At 44.6% G+C, this 14880-nt stretch carries 22 protein-coding genes; 20 read left to right on the top strand and 2 right to left on the bottom strand.

The features are described 5' to 3' along the window. Window positions 1-26: 26 nt before the first annotated feature. From LUCIF_RS16080 to spoVAEA, 12 genes are all read left to right on the top strand, one after another. Window positions 27-230, top strand: coding sequence for a hypothetical protein (locus LUCIF_RS16080; RefSeq protein ID WP_122628909.1), 204 nt, complete (start codon window positions 27-29; stop codon window positions 228-230). A gap of 134 nt (window positions 231-364) precedes the next feature. After that, entirely contained in the window at window positions 365-1252 is an 888-nt protein-coding gene (gene xerD / locus LUCIF_RS16075) for a site-specific tyrosine recombinase XerD (protein WP_122628908.1), read from the top strand. Window positions 1253-1365: 113 nt separating this feature from the next. Then, complete coding sequence (locus tag LUCIF_RS16070) at window positions 1366-2541, top strand: D-alanyl-D-alanine carboxypeptidase family protein (RefSeq protein WP_122628907.1); 1176 nt, start codon at window positions 1366-1368, stop codon at window positions 2539-2541. Window positions 2542-2649: 108 nt separating this feature from the next. Beyond that, window positions 2650-2985, top strand: a complete 336-nt coding sequence (gene spoIIAA, locus LUCIF_RS16065) for an anti-sigma F factor antagonist (RefSeq protein ID WP_122628906.1) — start codon at window positions 2650-2652, stop codon at window positions 2983-2985. 13 nt (window positions 2986-2998) lie between these two features. Beyond that, on the top strand, window positions 2999-3424 hold the full coding sequence (gene spoIIAB, locus LUCIF_RS16060; RefSeq protein WP_122628905.1) for an anti-sigma F factor: 426 nt from the start codon (window positions 2999-3001) through the stop codon (window positions 3422-3424). Between the two features lie 11 nt (window positions 3425-3435). Next, window positions 3436-4167, top strand: coding sequence for an RNA polymerase sporulation sigma factor SigF (gene sigF / locus LUCIF_RS16055; RefSeq protein ID WP_122628904.1), 732 nt, complete (start codon window positions 3436-3438; stop codon window positions 4165-4167). Window positions 4168-4483: 316 nt separating this feature from the next. Further along, the gene (locus tag LUCIF_RS16050) at window positions 4484-4681 is read left to right on the top strand and encodes a dodecin family protein (RefSeq protein ID WP_122628903.1); all 198 of its coding nucleotides are present in this window, start codon (window positions 4484-4486) and stop codon (window positions 4679-4681) included. Between the two features lie 178 nt (window positions 4682-4859). Then, complete coding sequence (gene spoVAC / locus LUCIF_RS16045; protein ID WP_122628902.1) at window positions 4860-5321, top strand: stage V sporulation protein AC; 462 nt, start codon at window positions 4860-4862, stop codon at window positions 5319-5321. Further along, on the top strand, window positions 5321-5674 hold the full coding sequence (spoVAE, locus tag LUCIF_RS16040; RefSeq protein ID WP_442405369.1) for a stage V sporulation protein AE: 354 nt from the start codon (window positions 5321-5323) through the stop codon (window positions 5672-5674). The genes spoVAC and spoVAE overlap by 1 nt, the downstream gene beginning before the upstream one ends. A gap of 8 nt (window positions 5675-5682) precedes the next feature. Continuing rightward, on the top strand, window positions 5683-6072 hold the full coding sequence (locus tag LUCIF_RS16035) for a hypothetical protein (RefSeq protein ID WP_122628901.1): 390 nt from the start codon (window positions 5683-5685) through the stop codon (window positions 6070-6072). Between the two features lie 14 nt (window positions 6073-6086). After that, window positions 6087-6776, top strand: a complete 690-nt coding sequence (locus LUCIF_RS16030) for a hypothetical protein (protein ID WP_122628900.1) — start codon at window positions 6087-6089, stop codon at window positions 6774-6776. Window positions 6777-6787: 11 nt separating this feature from the next. After that, window positions 6788-7363, top strand: a complete 576-nt coding sequence (gene spoVAEA / locus LUCIF_RS16025; protein WP_122628899.1) for a stage V sporulation protein SpoVABEA — start codon at window positions 6788-6790, stop codon at window positions 7361-7363. 181 nt (window positions 7364-7544) lie between these two features. On the opposite strand, the gene LUCIF_RS16020 is transcribed toward spoVAEA, so the two are convergent. Beyond that, window positions 7545-8285 (bottom strand): hypothetical protein, encoded by a 741-nt coding sequence (locus LUCIF_RS16020; RefSeq protein WP_122628898.1) that lies wholly within the window; start codon window positions 8283-8285, stop codon window positions 7545-7547. A 226-nt stretch (window positions 8286-8511) separates the two neighbouring features. Between LUCIF_RS16020 and LUCIF_RS16015 the strand changes: the two genes are divergently transcribed. From LUCIF_RS16015 to ytfJ, 6 genes are all read left to right on the top strand, one after another. Continuing rightward, window positions 8512-9132 (top strand): site-2 protease family protein, encoded by a 621-nt coding sequence (locus tag LUCIF_RS16015; protein ID WP_122628897.1) that lies wholly within the window; start codon window positions 8512-8514, stop codon window positions 9130-9132. A 17-nt stretch (window positions 9133-9149) separates the two neighbouring features. Beyond that, window positions 9150-10145, top strand: coding sequence for a tryptophan--tRNA ligase (trpS, locus tag LUCIF_RS16010; RefSeq protein ID WP_122628896.1), 996 nt, complete (start codon window positions 9150-9152; stop codon window positions 10143-10145). A gap of 2 nt (window positions 10146-10147) precedes the next feature. Further along, entirely contained in the window at window positions 10148-10855 is a 708-nt protein-coding gene (locus tag LUCIF_RS16005; protein WP_122628895.1) for a segregation and condensation protein A, read from the top strand. Between the two features lie 8 nt (window positions 10856-10863). Further along, window positions 10864-11388, top strand: coding sequence for an SMC-Scp complex subunit ScpB (gene scpB / locus LUCIF_RS16000; protein ID WP_122629077.1), 525 nt, complete (start codon window positions 10864-10866; stop codon window positions 11386-11388). A 100-nt stretch (window positions 11389-11488) separates the two neighbouring features. After that, the gene (locus tag LUCIF_RS15995) at window positions 11489-12166 is read left to right on the top strand and encodes a DUF2953 domain-containing protein (RefSeq protein ID WP_122628894.1); all 678 of its coding nucleotides are present in this window, start codon (window positions 11489-11491) and stop codon (window positions 12164-12166) included. Beyond that, window positions 12139-12576 carry a GerW family sporulation protein gene (gene ytfJ, locus LUCIF_RS15990; RefSeq protein WP_122628893.1) on the top strand — a complete coding sequence of 146 codons (438 nt, stop codon included), beginning with the start codon at window positions 12139-12141 and terminating at the stop codon, window positions 12574-12576. Before LUCIF_RS15995 ends, ytfJ begins: the two co-directional genes overlap by 28 nt. Window positions 12577-12747: 171 nt before the next feature. On the opposite strand, the gene LUCIF_RS15985 is transcribed toward ytfJ, so the two are convergent. Continuing rightward, window positions 12748-12936, bottom strand: a complete 189-nt coding sequence (locus LUCIF_RS15985) for a ferritin family protein (protein WP_122628892.1) — start codon at window positions 12934-12936, stop codon at window positions 12748-12750. Between the two features lie 135 nt (window positions 12937-13071). On the opposite strand from LUCIF_RS15985, the gene LUCIF_RS15980 reads away from it, so the two are divergent. Together LUCIF_RS15980 and LUCIF_RS15975 are read left to right on the top strand one after the other, a co-directional pair. After that, complete coding sequence (locus tag LUCIF_RS15980) at window positions 13072-14220, top strand: D-alanyl-D-alanine carboxypeptidase family protein (RefSeq protein WP_122628891.1); 1149 nt, start codon at window positions 13072-13074, stop codon at window positions 14218-14220. A 66-nt stretch (window positions 14221-14286) separates the two neighbouring features. Beyond that, a complete protein-coding gene (locus tag LUCIF_RS15975) occupies window positions 14287-14880 on the top strand; it encodes a nucleoside recognition domain-containing protein (protein WP_122628890.1) in 594 nt (197 codons plus the stop codon).

Genomic DNA, 14880 nt, shown 5'->3' with positions numbered 1-14880 from the left:
TTAAGCAATGTAGGAAGTGGAAGACGATGATAACCAGTGTATCTTTGCGTAGGATTATTAAGCGGTCTCAGTTATATCTGAAAGTTATGGTCCTGGTCTTGTTGGTACTTTATGTATTGCCTAAGCTGCTGACCTTGTTTTGGTATCCCGCATTGGAAGAAAAATTGCGCCAGGAGCAATTACTGGAGCGTCCTTTACGGGTACAATTAATGAATGATCATGTTAGTTAACAAAGAAATTATATTTTTCGCGAATTTTAGCTAGGAAAACAAAGGAAAAAAGTATTTTAGTGTGGAATTAAGCAGTAAAATATAAATTACTGTAAACTTTTCGACGAGAAAATGGGAATAAAAGGGTGGTAGAGATGGAAAGTTATGTTAACGAATTTATTAACTATCTTTCGGTTGAACGTGGATTAGCCCAAAATACCTTAGAATCGTATGGAAGGGACCTGCGTCAGTTTCAAATCTATTTGCAAAGCAGTCAAATAGATTTGCTTAAAGACTCGAACCGTAATACTATTCTCAGCTATTTAAGCAACCTTCAGTCAAAAGGACGGGCGGTTTCCACCATATCTCGCAACCTGGCGGCAATTAAATCCTTTTATCAATATCTTGTCAGAGAACATTATGTAGAAAAAGACCCGGCCGCCAATCTTGAATCACCCAAGCTGGAAAAAAAATTGCCCAAAATTCTTACAATTGGTGAAGTAGAAGAGCTGCTTAAGCAGCCAAATGGTTTATTTCCTACAGGCCTTCGGGATAAAGCCATGCTGGAATTGCTCTATGCAACCGGTATCCGGGTTTCGGAACTGATCTCTTTAAATATTTCCGATGTGAATTTAGATATGGGATATATTAAATGTTACGGCAAGGGAGCCAAGGAACGGATTGTGCCGTTAGGTTCCATTGCGGCGAGATGTGTTCAGGATTATATTACCAAGGGCCGGCAAAAGCTAATAAGGACGTATGAAGAACCGGCCTTGTTTGTCAACCATCATGGCAACCGGCTGACCCGTCAGGGTTTTTGGAAAATTATTAAGAAATATGCCCAGGAGGCTAATATTATGAAAGAAATAACCCCCCACACACTGCGTCATTCCTTTGCTACCCATCTTTTGGAAAATGGCGCCGACTTGCGCTCGGTACAAGAAATGCTGGGACATGCGGATATTTCAACGACGCAAATTTATACGCACGTTACCAAAAACCGCTTAAAGGAAGTTTATGATAAAACCCATCCCCGCGCTTAATATGTTTAAATATAGAACAGAACCGGCTGATATCAGCCGGTTCTGTTCTATATTTCCAGAGTAGATGTTAGTTTGTTGGAGAAGCTAAAAATAAAAAGAAAGGAGTGTTATTCATGCGCCGACTGTGCAAAGTAATCGTTGCAACGGCGTTAATCACGCCGCTCATTTTATTTTTACTGTTTGGTGCCAACGCTAACGCTGCCGATGGGAAGATTACGGCAACGAAACTGGAAACTACGGCCCAGTCAGCTGTTTTAATGGATGGAAACGGTACCGTATTATTTGAGAAAAACGCCCATCAGCCATTGCCTCCGGCCAGTGTAACAAAATCAATGACCTTATTGCTGGCGGTGGAAGCCGTAGAACAGGGGAAAATTAAATTGACGGACGAAGTTTCTACCAGTGAAAATGCCTGGCGGCAAGGTGGTTCACAAATATGGCTGGAACCGGGTGAACGAATGACCGTCAAAGAATTGATGACGGCCATTGCCGTAGTAAGCGCTAATGATGCGGCTGTCGCGCTTATGGAACATATATACGGTTCTGAACAAGCGGCTGTTGATGCCATGAATCAACGAGCAGCCGATCTTGGTTTAAAGAATACCCATTTTGCCAACGTGAATGGATTGCCTGTTGCCGGACATTATCTGAGCGCATATGATACGGCTTTAATCGTCAAAGAAGCAATAAAGCATCCATTATATATGGAATTATGCGGTATTAAAGAAACCTGGCTGCGTAACGGGAAAAACTGGCTGGTCAATACCAATAAATTATTATGGTGGTATAAAGGGGCGGATGGATTAAAAACGGGCTGGACCGAAGAAGCAAAATATTGTTTTGCCGGTACGGCCAAGCGGGACGGACTGCGGTTGATTGCTGTTGTTTTTGCAACCCCTGAACCCCGGTCCCATCTGCGGGAAAGTATGAAATTAATGGATTGGGGGTTTGCCAATTATATCGCGGCGCCGGTGGTGGAAAAAGGCTCCCCGGTAGAAAAAATGAAAGTAAATAACGGGACGGAAAAGGAAGTACAACTAATTGCCGCGAAAGATATTACCTTGTTACTGGCCAAAGGTCAAAATAAAGCCATCCAAAAGAGATTCGTCGCCGGGCCGGCGGTTAACGCACCGGTAGCCGAAGGCCAGAAGTGCGGGGAATTGATTATTGAAAAAGATGGGAAAGAAGTCGATAAGGTCGATCTGGTTGCGGCCAAAACGGTCCCCCGCATTGGGTTTGGCCAAATTATTAGCAATATGTTTTATGAGCTATTTAGCATAAATCGATAAATTCTTTAGGAAACGGGTTTTAACCCGTTTTTTTTATTTTAATCGGCAGGAAAATTTTTCCTGAAACAGAATATAAAGTTGACTAGCATTGAAAAGGAGGAAAAATGGTTGCAAATTACTACGGCGGTAAGAAGAGGAGTATTAATTGTAAATATTGCAGGGGAATTGGACATGCATGTGGCCGATGAATTCCGGAAAGTGGTTGACGACGCGCTGGAAAAGACGGGAGTTACCAACATGCTGCTCAATTTAGAGGGGGTTTCTTTTATTGACAGTTCCGGTCTAGGTGTGATTTTAGGTCGTTATAAAAAATTAAATTTATTAGGCGGTAAAATGGGTGCCGTCCAGCTTCAACCGCAGGTAGAACGAATTTTCGAATTGTCCGGACTGCTGAAAATTATGAAGTTGTACGCAACAGAGAGTGATGCCTTGGAAAGAGTATGAGGAGGGAGCGCCAATGGCAATAAAAAATAAAATGACCATGTCCTTTATAAGTTGCAGCGAAAATGTTGGTATTGCCAGAATCACCGCTGCTGCATTTGCCGCTCAGGCTGATTTTACCTTAAGTGAAATTGAAGAAATTAAAGTGGCGGTCTCAGAGGCAATATCTAACGCGATTATTCACGGCTATGGCCATCAGGATGGACAGATTCAGTTTGAAATGACATTGTATGAGGAGAAATTGGAGTGCTTAATTATTGATTACGGTAAGGGGATTGCCGATATCGCCTTAGCCCGGCAGCCTGCATTTTCGACCGATCCGGAGCGTATGGGACTGGGATTTGTTTTTATGGAATCCTTTATGGATGAGCTGGACGTAAAGTCTGGTGTGGGACAAGGCACAACGGTTAAAATGGGCAAAATGATTACTAAAGTGCATTAGGTGGGATGCTCATGCTGGGAGAGGAAGAATTTAAAGAATTAATTCAACGCGCCCATAACGGCGATAAAAAAGCAAACGAAATTATTTTAGAGAATAACCTGAATTTGGTGCGAAGTATTGTATATCGTTTTACCAACCGGGGATATGAATGGGATGATTTATTCCAGATCGGCTGTATTGGTCTGATGAAGGCAATCGAACGGTTTGATTCCCAGTTTAGTGTTAAATTCTCCACCTATGCGGTTCCGATGATTATTGGTGAAATCCGGCGGTATATGCGGGATGACAATCCAATCAAGGTAAGCAGGCCGGTCAAGGAATTGGCTTACCGGGTTCACCGGATACAGGAGAAATTGCAGGGAGAATTAGGCCGCGACCCTACAATTACCGAAATTGCCCAAGAATTAGCCTTGGCGCCGCAGGAGATCGTATCGGCCCTTGAAGCGGTTCAACCAACGGCATCTCTTTATGAACAGGTTTTTCACGCTCAGGGGGATCCGTTATTATTGATGGACCAGATTAAGCATAGCGACGGCCAGGATACGGTCTATATTGAAAAGTTAGCCCTTGAAGAAGTTATATCGCGGCTGCCGCCAAAAGAACGTACGGTAATTCAGCTGCGGTTTTTTGAAGACCGGACCCAGGCGGAAATTGCTGCTGTGATTGGCCTGTCGCAAGTGCAGGTGTCGCGTATTGAAAAAAACGCCTTAAAGACAATCAGAGAATATCTGCAGACCTCGTAAATGCAAAAAGGAGGTCTGTTTTTTTTGCAAAAGGGAATACTAGTGCTTAGTACTCGGCGTGAGAGGTGAAAGAATATGGCTAACAGGAAAATTTTCATAATTCTCTTAGCGGTTTGTTTGGTTGCCTTAACGAGTACAATGGCTCTCTTTTATTACTGGGAGGATGTACCTAAAAAGGCACCCATGCGGGCTAAACAGGTTTTACTGTTTATTTGTCCTGCATTGAATCCAAAAGAGTAAAATCAACCGGCATAAACTATCCGGATTTTGTGCAAACTACTAAAAAAATAATAACCTTACTAAGGGGGTCTGAAAAATGGTAGTAAAAGTCATTGAATTAGTCGGTACATCCCGGCATAACTGGACGGATGCTGTGGATAATGCGGTTGTTGAAGCGTCCAAAACTTTGGATGATATTGTGGGTGTTGAGGTTACCAATTTTACGGCAAATATTGATAATGGGCGGATTGCCGAGTACAAGGCTGACGTTAAAGTCGCTTTTCATGTCCATTAATTTTATACTAACAGCCAAGAGTGCCGCTAAGGCACTCTTTTTTTACAATGGAAGATCTTTCTAAAATCCAATTACCAAATTCCCAATTACCGCAAGAAGGAGCGCCCTAAACGGTCTTTTTTGCATTATTTATGGCCGGAGTGGTCACAATAAATAATAACTGACGGGAGGTGGAAACATGCCGGACAAAAAGCAACAACAGGACATACAACAATATCAAGATAAATTTAACCGGGTAAAACCGAAACCGCCCTTACTGAAAAATGTATTTTGGGCCTTTACCGTAGGTGGGCTAATCTGTATTTTAGGACAATGGGTACAAAATTATTTTCTGATTTTAGGAATGGGGAAGAAAGAGGTAGCGGCGGCCACGAGTGCCGTGATGGTTTTTCTGGGTGCCTTTTTTACGGGAATCGGCGTTTATGATGAATTGGGTAAAAGAGCCGGGGCAGGATCTATCGTTCCTATTACCGGATTCGCGAATTCGATTGTTGCCCCGGCTATGGAATTCAAACGGGAGGGATATGTGTTTGGTATTGGCGCCAAAATGTTTGTTATTGCCGGTCCTGTCTTGGTTTATGGCTTAGTCACTGCTTTTATCACGGGATTCATCTTCTGGTTAAGACAAGGAGGATTTTAGTGCAATCTTACCTGATGGCGTTTGTTATCGGCGGAATGATTTGTGTAATCGGGCAATTACTAATGGACCTGACTCCGCTTACGCCGGCGCATGTGCTAGTTTTATTTGTCGTATTAGGCGGTATATTAAGCGGACTTGGCCTATACCAGCCACTGATAGATATTGGTGGCGCCGGTGCAACCGTGCCGCTGCCCGGGTTCGGTCATTCCCTGGTTGCCGGTACGATTGAAGAGGTTAAACAAAATGGTTTTATCGGAATATTTACCGGAGGGTTAAAGGGTACAGCCGCCGGAATTATGGCTGCCATCGTATTCGGCTTTTTTATGGCGGTGCTGTTCGATCCTAAAGGATAAGGTGAAATATGCTGGCAATTGATATAATCGGTTTGATAATCACGGCCTCTTTAATTGGTCTCCGTTATTTGCCCTATGTTTTTTTGGCTTCGCTGATACACGAAATAGGCAGAATGACCATGGCATTTTTTTTGCAGGGACAGGTCGAATCGGTTACAGCGGCAGGAGCTTTTGGGGCCACAACCGTTCATAATTTACAAGGAAATATGAGTGCATTACTGGTCATCTTCAGCGGTCCCCTGGCTAACTATATTGTCAGCGCGACCGTTGGCGGAGTGGAATATGAAAAAACCGCCGCCCTGTTCAATCCGTTCGCTGTTTTAAAACATCCTTTCGCGGTAATTAATCTACGGTTTGCTGTTTTATCAATTTTATTTAATCTGAAGACCCTTTTTTAGGTGGAGGTAATTGCATGACAAGGCACACTTTCAAAGGAAACCGTAACTACGACAGGCGGTATGACGAAGAATACGGGAGTGACGTATCCCATGGTAGTCAGCATAGTAATAGCCGTACAACGAATGTGCGGACGGAAAATATGATTGCTGATATGGCTAAGGGTTTTGTCGAAGCGCAGGCCAAGATCACCGATGGTTCCCGAACGGATCATGAAGAAAAGATTTTGCAGGCTTTATCTGAAATCAGCAGTCAATTGCAAGGAATGCAACAGCAAATGAAAGGTTCCGTCCCTAAGGGTAACAAGACGGGTGACCAATCCGCCGGCGGTGGGGGAGAACAGGACAATAGTCAGGGAATGCAAGCACCTGATAGTACAAATAGTACAGATCAAATGAACAATAGTACGAATAACAGCAACAATAATAATGCGATTGCCGAAGAATTGAAATCGGTATTTAGCACATTACTCCAGGGAACAGGACAACAAACAATGAATAATAATCCTTCCCAGGCGCCGGATAAGCAAAAATCGGCCGATTCCAATCCTTCCATGAAAAATATGACGCAAATTATATCCCAGGCGCAATATGAACTGGCCAATGAATTGGAAACCAGTCTTAATAAATTGAAACAAGTAATCCGGGAGAGTGAACGGGTTGCCAATAAAATCAGCAATTTGCTGGGCAAAGAAAAACAACAGTGAGAGGTGATACTGTGCCGGAAAAAGTAAGGGTGATTTTGGTTACTGATGGTGACCGCGTTGCTCAGCGAGTGATAGAAGAAATTGCCGGGTCACTTGGGTTGCGTTGTATATCTGCTTCGGCGGGAAATCCCACCCCCATTAGCGGTGAAGAGATCGTTCACTTGTTAAAGGAGGTGCAGTATGACCCTGTATTGGTTATGTTTGATGACCGGGGACGGAGGGATAAGGGAAAAGGTGAACAGGCTATGGAATATGTTGCCGCCCATCCCGATATTGAAGTATTAGGTGCCGTAGCCGTAGCGTCCAATACAACTCACATCAACGGGATTAAAGCGGATGCCTGTATTAATAATCAAGGAAAACTAGTCGATTCGGCAGTAAATAAATATGGTGAAACGGAAGCGGGAGAACCGCTTGTTTGCGGGGATACGGTTGACGTTCTTAATCATGTCGATGTACCGGTCATCATCGGTGTCGGTGATGTAGGAAAAATGGACAAGGCTGATGATTTAAGCCGGGGGGCGCCGGTTACGCGAAGAGCGATTGAAGAAATACTGAAACGCAATGGCATTGAACAGGAGCTATAAAATCAATAATCCGGTTCCGTAAACTTAAGTACGGACCGGATTGTTTTAAACATCGTTTTACCTCCGCTTATGACAAGACGATCCTTCGGCCGGGGTTGGCTGCCCCCCAAATGAGTTTCCGATGGGTTTTTGCGCTCAGCGCTCTGAGCCACAAGCCGAAAGACCGCGTCAGCGGTCTTTCTTATTTGCCATGATAAAAATTGCGTATTTTTCCCATACTTTCGTTAAGATTGGTAATTTGTTCCTTTACGCCGCCCTCATTTTCAGCATTTACAGCATCCTTAAGTTGTTGAATGAATGAATGAGATTTGGTGATTTCCCCTAAGATTCCTACTTTCTCCATATTGGTTTTTAGCGAGCCCCAGGTATCTTCCAATGATTTTACTTTCGAAGCCGATTTGCTCCAGTTGTTGCTTTCCGTATAGAAACTGACGTCTCGAATGACATTATCAATAGTGATAATATCCGATAAAGGAGAAAGTTTATAGGATTTACCAATCTCACTGATGCTGCTCATAAACGAATTGAGATTTTTATAAGTGGCGGTAGTTTGTTGTCCGTCAACGGAATGGACTAACTTTTCCAACGCTTCGTCCGCCTGTTTTACACCTTTTTTTTCGCCGATGACCGGTTTTGCCTCCCGCCAGATAGTCTGTAAATTGGTCAGTCCTGACTGGACCTGCGACCAATCGGCTTTCTGAATTCCTTCAAACACGACCCCGGCCGTAGTCTCCAGATCATATAGCTGGCCCGGCGGCGACCAGAAACGTTCTGCAAATGGCGGATTTGGTTTCGATTCCGGCGGTTTGCCGGCAGGACCGATATCGGGTTTTTTCACCGGGGCATGCAGACTGCAGCCGGCGATAAAAACTAACAAAAGAAATAGCAAGAGACAAATTACCCAGTGCTTTTTTTGTTTCACGCCAATACCCCCTTAAATCCGGCTAGTTCTTCTATCATAGCTTTTGCAACCTGTCTTTAATTTATTCTTTTAAAGTAAGAAAAGCCGGATGTAACGGTGATTTTCTACGATTAAAAACTTGCGTAGATTGATATAATGTGCCAAAATAATAAAGATGAGGCGCTAAGAAAAGTAAGACAAGGTTGTCTATTTATTTGAGAATCTATAGCACTTGGGAGGAAAAAGCGTGTTTGGTTTTGATGCAGATATGATTTTCCGGATTCCGGCATTATTAATTGCCTTGACCGTTCATGAATATGGTCATGCCCGGGCAGCGGTTGCCATGGGGGACCCGACACCCCGCTATGCAGGCCGGTTGACCCTAAATCCGGTAGCCCATTTGGATCCTATCGGCTTGATTATGCTTTGGCTGTTCCGGTTTGGCTGGGCCAAGCCGGTCCCGATTAATCCACATAATTTTTCCGATGGCCGCCGCGGCGTATTGCTGGTTTCTCTGGCCGGACCAGGTTCTAATGTCTTGATGGCTTTAGTGACTGCTTTAGTCATTGCTTTGATGGCAAAGTTGCAGTTGCTGACCGGTGCCTGGATAAAAGTTTTATGGTTAACATATAGTTATAATATTATATTAGCCATATTTAACCTTATTCCGCTGCCGCCGCTGGACGGATCAAAAATTCTCAGCAGTTTATTGCCCGGACGTCAGGCGTATACGTTTGAACGGATTGAACCCTATGGACCGTTTATTTTGATGGGCTTAGTTTATATCGGTGTGATTGGCGCGGTTACTTATCCGCTGGAAATGGCTCTTTCCGGGATTATAAATCATATTGTCATGCTTATTTTTTAGCAAAGGGAGATGTAAATATGAAAGGACGAATTTTTAGCGGCATGCAGCCCTCGGGCAAGTTTCATTTAGGAAACTATCTCGGAGCTTTGGAGAACTGGGTAAAGCTGCAGAATGACTATGAATGTTTTTTTAGTATTGTTGATTTGCATGCATTAACCTCGACGTATGAAGATACAGGCAAGCTGCCGGAGCATATTTACAATATGGCGCTGGATTGGCTGAGTGCCGGATTGGATCCGGAACAAAATGTAATTTTTGTTCAGTCTCAGGTAAAGGAACATGCGGAACTGCATCTGCTGCTGTCGATGATCACACCGTTGTCCTGGCTGGAAAGAGTGCCGACCTATAAAGACAAACTCCAGCAACTGGGTGAGCAGGGAAAAGAAATTAATACCTATGGTTTTTTGGGATATCCGGAATTAATGACCGCCGATATTTTATTATACAAAGCGGATACCGTTCCGGTGGGGGAAGACCAGGTGCCGCATCTGGAATTGGCGCGGGAGATTGTACGGCGTTTTAATTACCTATACAGCCCGCAGCGGCTTATTTTTCCGGAACCAATGCCTTATTTAAGCCAGGCCAAAGTATTGCCCGGTATTGACGGACGGAAAATGAGCAAGTCCTATGGAAATGAAATCCCTTTTGCCGCCGGTCCGGATGAGCTTCGGGCCCGGGTTCGCCTAATGGTAACGGACCCGCAGCGGATAAAACGGTCGGACCCGGGGAATCCCGATGTCTGTACGGCCTATACATTTCACAAATTTTATAGTGCGGGTCAATTGGAACGAATTGCGGGGGATTGCCGGCAGGCCAATATCGGTTGTGTCGATTGCAAAAAGAGACTGGCAGAGAACATGGTGTCGGCGCTGGCTGATATTCATCAGCGGCGGCAAAACCTGGAGGCCAATCCGGAACGGGTCAGGGAGATTCTGGCGTATGGCGCGGAACGGGCCCGCAAGGTTGCCGCGATGACAATGGAAGAAGTCCGTGCGGCCATGCATTTGGCATAAAGATGTCGGATTATAAGATCATATTAGATACCTTTGAGGGTCCGTTGGCTTTATTAATGCATCTCATTGAGAAGGATCAAATTGATATTTATGATATTCCCATCGCCAGGATCACCGAACAATATCTGGAATTTTTGTCTAATATGGAAAAATTCAACATTGATATTGCCAGTGAGTTCCTGGTAATGGCGGCTACTTTATTACAAATCAAGTCCCGCATGCTGCTGCCGAAACCGGTACGGGCAGATGAGACGTCAGAGGATGAAGATCCGCGGCAGGAACTGGTGGACAAATTGCTGGAATATCGCAAAATTAAGCAGCTTGCCTCCATGCTTGATGAAATGAAACAGAAACAGGAACGCTATTTTACCCGGCAGATGCAAATTTTGCCGACCCAATATGCTTTGCCGGAAGGATTAAAAATTGATGAGCTAATCAAAGCGTTTCTTGCAGTTTGGGAAAGCGGCAGCGATGACTTCGCCGTGATTGACAGGGAAGAAATCAGTGTTCAGGATAAGATGCAGGATATACTCCACTTATTGCATAAATTAAAAGGGCGTCTCGAATTTAGTCAAGCCATCATGCGGACCGGCAGCCGTTCCGAAATGATCGCCACTTTTTTGGCTTTGCTGGAGCTGATCCGCTTAAAACGGATAACCATTTATCAGCAGCATAACTTTGCGCCCATTTATATGGAGTTAAAGGAGTGACGGGCTTCGTGTTTTATGAACATTTAAAAGGTCATATTGAAGCCTTGCTGTTTACCAGCGGGGATGCGTTAACGGCATCCCAACTGGCTCAGATTTTGGAAATTGATGAAGAGCATATACCCCTGCTGGTCGAAACGTTAAAGAAGGAAATGGAGGGCGAAAAACGCGGTCTCACCGTGATCGAAGTTGCCGGCGGTTATCAACTGTGTACAAAGCCGGAATTAGCCGCAATTGTTGAAAAACTGGCTAAAGTCCATCAAGTTCGCTTGTCCGTTGCTGCCATGGAAACGTTATCCATTATTGCCTTTAAACAGCCTATTACCCGGCAGGAAATTGAAAATTTACGGGGCGTTCAGGTGGATAAACTCCTTTCCATGCTGCTTGAACGGGGCCTGATTAAGGAAGTCGGCCGCAAAGAGGCGATTGGCCGTCCCATTTTGTATGGAACAACCAATCAATTTCTCCAATGCTTCGGCTTGAAAACTTTGCAGGATTTACCTGACTTAAGTCAATTTCTGACAGAGAGTGACTAAAAAGCGCTAGCCTTTTAGTCACTCTTTTTGTATAGCCGGGGAGGGATTTATCCAGAATAATCTTAGATCTGTGGGATCAGTCAGGAACGAGGCGGCAATTATGAACGTTTGGCTGTCCGGAATAGCAGCCTGGATACTAGTCTCCTATTTTATTTCCCGGATTACCCTGTATATTAAGCTGCAGTATAAGAGGCAGGCTGCGGATGATTATCTGTTAATTGAGGTATATACCTATAAAAAAATAGTGCTCTACTCCTTGCAAGTTCCCCTGCTGCAAATTACGCAGGGAATGTTGCCCTGGCTAGAAACGGAAGTCCATAGCGGGGAAGAAAAAATAACAACCCATGTGGAGCGGGAAAAACGGTTTGTCCACAAAAGCGTGAAAGACCCTGACAAATTTTATGACAGTGTCCGCATCGTACAATATTATACCCGCATGTATAATCAATTTATGAAAAATATAATGCAGTCCATGCAGTGCGAAAAATTAGAGTGGCGTACGGCGTATGGTCTGGGAGATTCCGCCCTGACGGCATTTTTTTATGGTATCATCTGGATGCTGAAGGGGCTGTTAGTAACCAACCTGAGGGAGCGGTTTCATTTCCGGCAGCCACCGGAAATACGGGTGGCTCCATTCTTTGGTGAGGTTCAATTCCGAGTTGACTTCCGATGTATATTCAGTATCAAGCTGGGTAATCTTATTAATGCAACATTACGAATGATTAATGAACGGCAAGGTGGTGGTAGTGGATGGCCGAACATCCGATCCAGGGGCTGATGAAGACAGCAATGGAAAGCATCAAGGGGATGGTTGATGTGAATACCATTGTTGGCGATGCCGTAGAAACTTCCGATGGAACAGTGATTGTACCGATTTCCAAAGTAACCTTCGGATTTGCCGCCGGCGGCGGCGATTATGAACCGGAAGAAGTGAAGGATTCGGATTCACTGCATCCGTTCGGCGGCGGCAGCGGCGCCGGCGTAAGCGTTAAACCGGTAGGTTTTTTGGTGTGCTCGTCAAAAAACGGCATCCGGTTTATGCCGGTGGAAAGTAATGTCATTTTTGACCGCGTTATTGATTTAGTGCCGCAGGTGTTGGACAAAATACAAGGCATGTTGAATATGAAACAAAACCCAATGGAAGAATTGGCTAAAACAGCCGAAACCCAAGCTGAACATACTTATTGAATTTACACAAGAAAGACCCAAAGGGTCTTTAAGTGGAAGGAAAGTATTTTACTTTTCGGCATTTTAAAAGGAGAAGGCGATATTTAGAAACAATCCGAAAAGTTATACTTTCCGATCCCAATAAAAAACCGCACATTAAGGTGCGGTTTTTTACATATAAATGGACTGAAGCTATTGTAATTTATTTAATCTGTCCTTAATTTGGGTAGCATGTAATGCTTCGGCTTCGGCAAAATGTTTGAACATTTTGGCAACCTCGGTATCGTTAATCTGTGTGGCAAAAGTCTGATAGTCCCGAACGAGCTCCTGTTTTTGAGTTAATGTAGTACGTAAAGCGGTTTTTACATCGACAACTTCCAATTTCGTCACCTCCTTAAGTTTGTTTAGTATTATTTCCATTTCCGCTTGATTGATGTAACTTTTTTGACGATTGCTAAAAACAAATATATAATAGTGATTGGTCCAACTATACATAAGACGGAAAGGAACTATTTTATGAGCAAAAAGTTTGTGTTGATTTTAAGCATGGTATCCGTTTTGCTTTTTTGCCAAATGGGTTTGGTATACGGAGGGGTGCCTGAAATTACCGCAAAATCGGCTATTGTTATTGATGCAACCACCGGGCGGGTCTTATACGCCAAAAATGCGGAACAACGCCATTATCCGGCAAGCACGACCAAGATAATGACCTTGATTATCGCCCTGGAGAAAGGAAATTTGAACGGGACCGTGACGGCCAGTAAGAATGCGGCAAGTACAGAAGGCTCCTCGTTGTCCCTTTCAGCGGGAGAGCAACTGAAGCTGCTGGATTTACTCTATGGAATGATGCTGATTTCCGGTAATGATGCCACGGTAGACGTGGCGGAGAACATTGCCGGCTCGGTTCCGAATTTTGCCAGATTAATGACAGAAAAGGCCCATGCGATTGGCGCCGTGAATACGAACTTTGTTAATTCCAGCGGATTGCCTGACCCGAATCATTATACAACCGCCCATGATTTAGCCCGGATTGCGGCGTATGGGTATACTAACGTGCCGATGTTTGCTCAAATCGTGAGCACCAAGCATAAAATTATTCCCTGGGCCGGCAAAGACCATGACCGGGATTTGTATAACGAAAATAAAATGTTATGGCTGTATAACGGCGCCAACGGCGTGAAAACCGGTTATACGGAAGTTGCCGGTCCTTGTCTGGTATCCGCCGCCAAGCGGGATAATCTGCAATTAATCGCCGTCGTTCTGGATAGCGACCAGATGTGGGATGACTCCATCGCCTTATTGAATTATGGGTTTTCGCAAGTGAAACCGCTTACTTTATTAAATAAAGGCGACATCATGAAAACGATCCGGGTCGATAATGGCAAGAGTACCGTCCTATCCCTGGCCGCCGATGCTTCTTTAACGGTTCCTGTGTCCGACGGTGACAAAGACCAGTATCATACCGTGATTGAAGCTCCCGAACATATAGCAGCTCCGGTTACGGCCGGAGAAAAGATCGGGGTTGTAAAAACAATGTATAAAGACAGGGAGGTAGCCTCAACCGATTTAGTTGCCACCCGGTCGGTGGAAAAAAAGTCTTTTTTTAATCTGTTTTGGGGCTCGCTGTGGAGTGTTTTAACTTTCTTTATCCGTAATTTTGCGTAATTGTCCACCGGAACAGTTCTAGGGTCATCGCTTGCGTCATACCTTCGTAAGGGGTGATGAGAGCGCATGATTAATCTTATCTGGCTGTTGTTGATGAGCATCGGCATACTTTACGCCGCCTGGCACGGACGGATGGAACTCGTTACGCAAAGCGCCATTCAGGCGGCGGAGAGTGCCGTGAATCTTGTTTTTAAACTGGTTGGCATCATGTGTTTATGGTTAGGTATGATGAAAATTGCCGAAGCGGCCGGGATTGTCCGTTTTCTTTCTTTTCTATTGAGTCCGGTTATCCGCTTCTTATTTCCCAGCGTGCCGAAAAAGCATCCGGCCATGGGAGCCATTTTGTTAACCCTGAGTGCCAATCTGTTAGGGCTGGGGAATGCGGTGACTCCTTTAGGCATAAAGTCCATGCAGGAATTACAAAAATTGAATAGGAGCAAAGATACTGCCTCTGATGCGATGTGCACTTTATTGGCGCTGTGTACGACCGGCTTTACGTTAGTTCCGGCAACGGTGATTGCGTTGCGGTCTGCGGCCGGATCCATAAGCCCGGCGGAAATTGTAGGGCCTACGCTGATTGTGAGTCTGACCGCCACGGTTTGTGTTATTTTGGCCGACCGTTTTTGCCGGGCAATTTGGGGGGATAGGACGAGGAGGTAA

This window comes from Allolucifera butyrica (genome assembly GCF_900476375.1).
In the GTDB taxonomy this organism is placed as follows: Bacteria; Bacillota; Negativicutes; order Sporomusales; family UPPP01; genus Lucifera; species Lucifera butyrica.
This window is presented reverse-complemented; position numbering and strand designations above follow the sequence as displayed.

Coding starts and splice junctions, on each gene's coding strand:
- LUCIF_RS16080 (WP_122628909.1), top strand. CDS start 27: ATGATAACCAGTGTATCTTTGCGTAGGATTATTAAGCGGTCTCAGTTA.
- xerD (WP_122628908.1), top strand. CDS start 365: ATGGAAAGTTATGTTAACGAATTTATTAACTATCTTTCGGTTGAACGT.
- LUCIF_RS16070 (WP_122628907.1), top strand. CDS start 1,366: ATGCGCCGACTGTGCAAAGTAATCGTTGCAACGGCGTTAATCACGCCG.
- spoIIAB (WP_122628905.1), top strand. CDS start 2,999: ATGGCAATAAAAAATAAAATGACCATGTCCTTTATAAGTTGCAGCGAA.
- sigF (WP_122628904.1), top strand. CDS start 3,436: ATGCTGGGAGAGGAAGAATTTAAAGAATTAATTCAACGCGCCCATAAC.
- LUCIF_RS16050 (WP_122628903.1), top strand. CDS start 4,484: ATGGTAGTAAAAGTCATTGAATTAGTCGGTACATCCCGGCATAACTGG.
- spoVAC (WP_122628902.1), top strand. CDS start 4,860: ATGCCGGACAAAAAGCAACAACAGGACATACAACAATATCAAGATAAA.
- LUCIF_RS16035 (WP_122628901.1), top strand. CDS start 5,683: ATGCTGGCAATTGATATAATCGGTTTGATAATCACGGCCTCTTTAATT.
- LUCIF_RS16030 (WP_122628900.1), top strand. CDS start 6,087: ATGACAAGGCACACTTTCAAAGGAAACCGTAACTACGACAGGCGGTAT.
- trpS (WP_122628896.1), top strand. CDS start 9,150: ATGAAAGGACGAATTTTTAGCGGCATGCAGCCCTCGGGCAAGTTTCAT.
- LUCIF_RS16005 (WP_122628895.1), top strand. CDS start 10,148: ATGTCGGATTATAAGATCATATTAGATACCTTTGAGGGTCCGTTGGCT.
- LUCIF_RS15995 (WP_122628894.1), top strand. CDS start 11,489: ATGAACGTTTGGCTGTCCGGAATAGCAGCCTGGATACTAGTCTCCTAT.
- ytfJ (WP_122628893.1), top strand. CDS start 12,139: ATGGCCGAACATCCGATCCAGGGGCTGATGAAGACAGCAATGGAAAGC.
- LUCIF_RS15980 (WP_122628891.1), top strand. CDS start 13,072: ATGAGCAAAAAGTTTGTGTTGATTTTAAGCATGGTATCCGTTTTGCTT.
- LUCIF_RS15975 (WP_122628890.1), top strand. CDS start 14,287: ATGATTAATCTTATCTGGCTGTTGTTGATGAGCATCGGCATACTTTAC.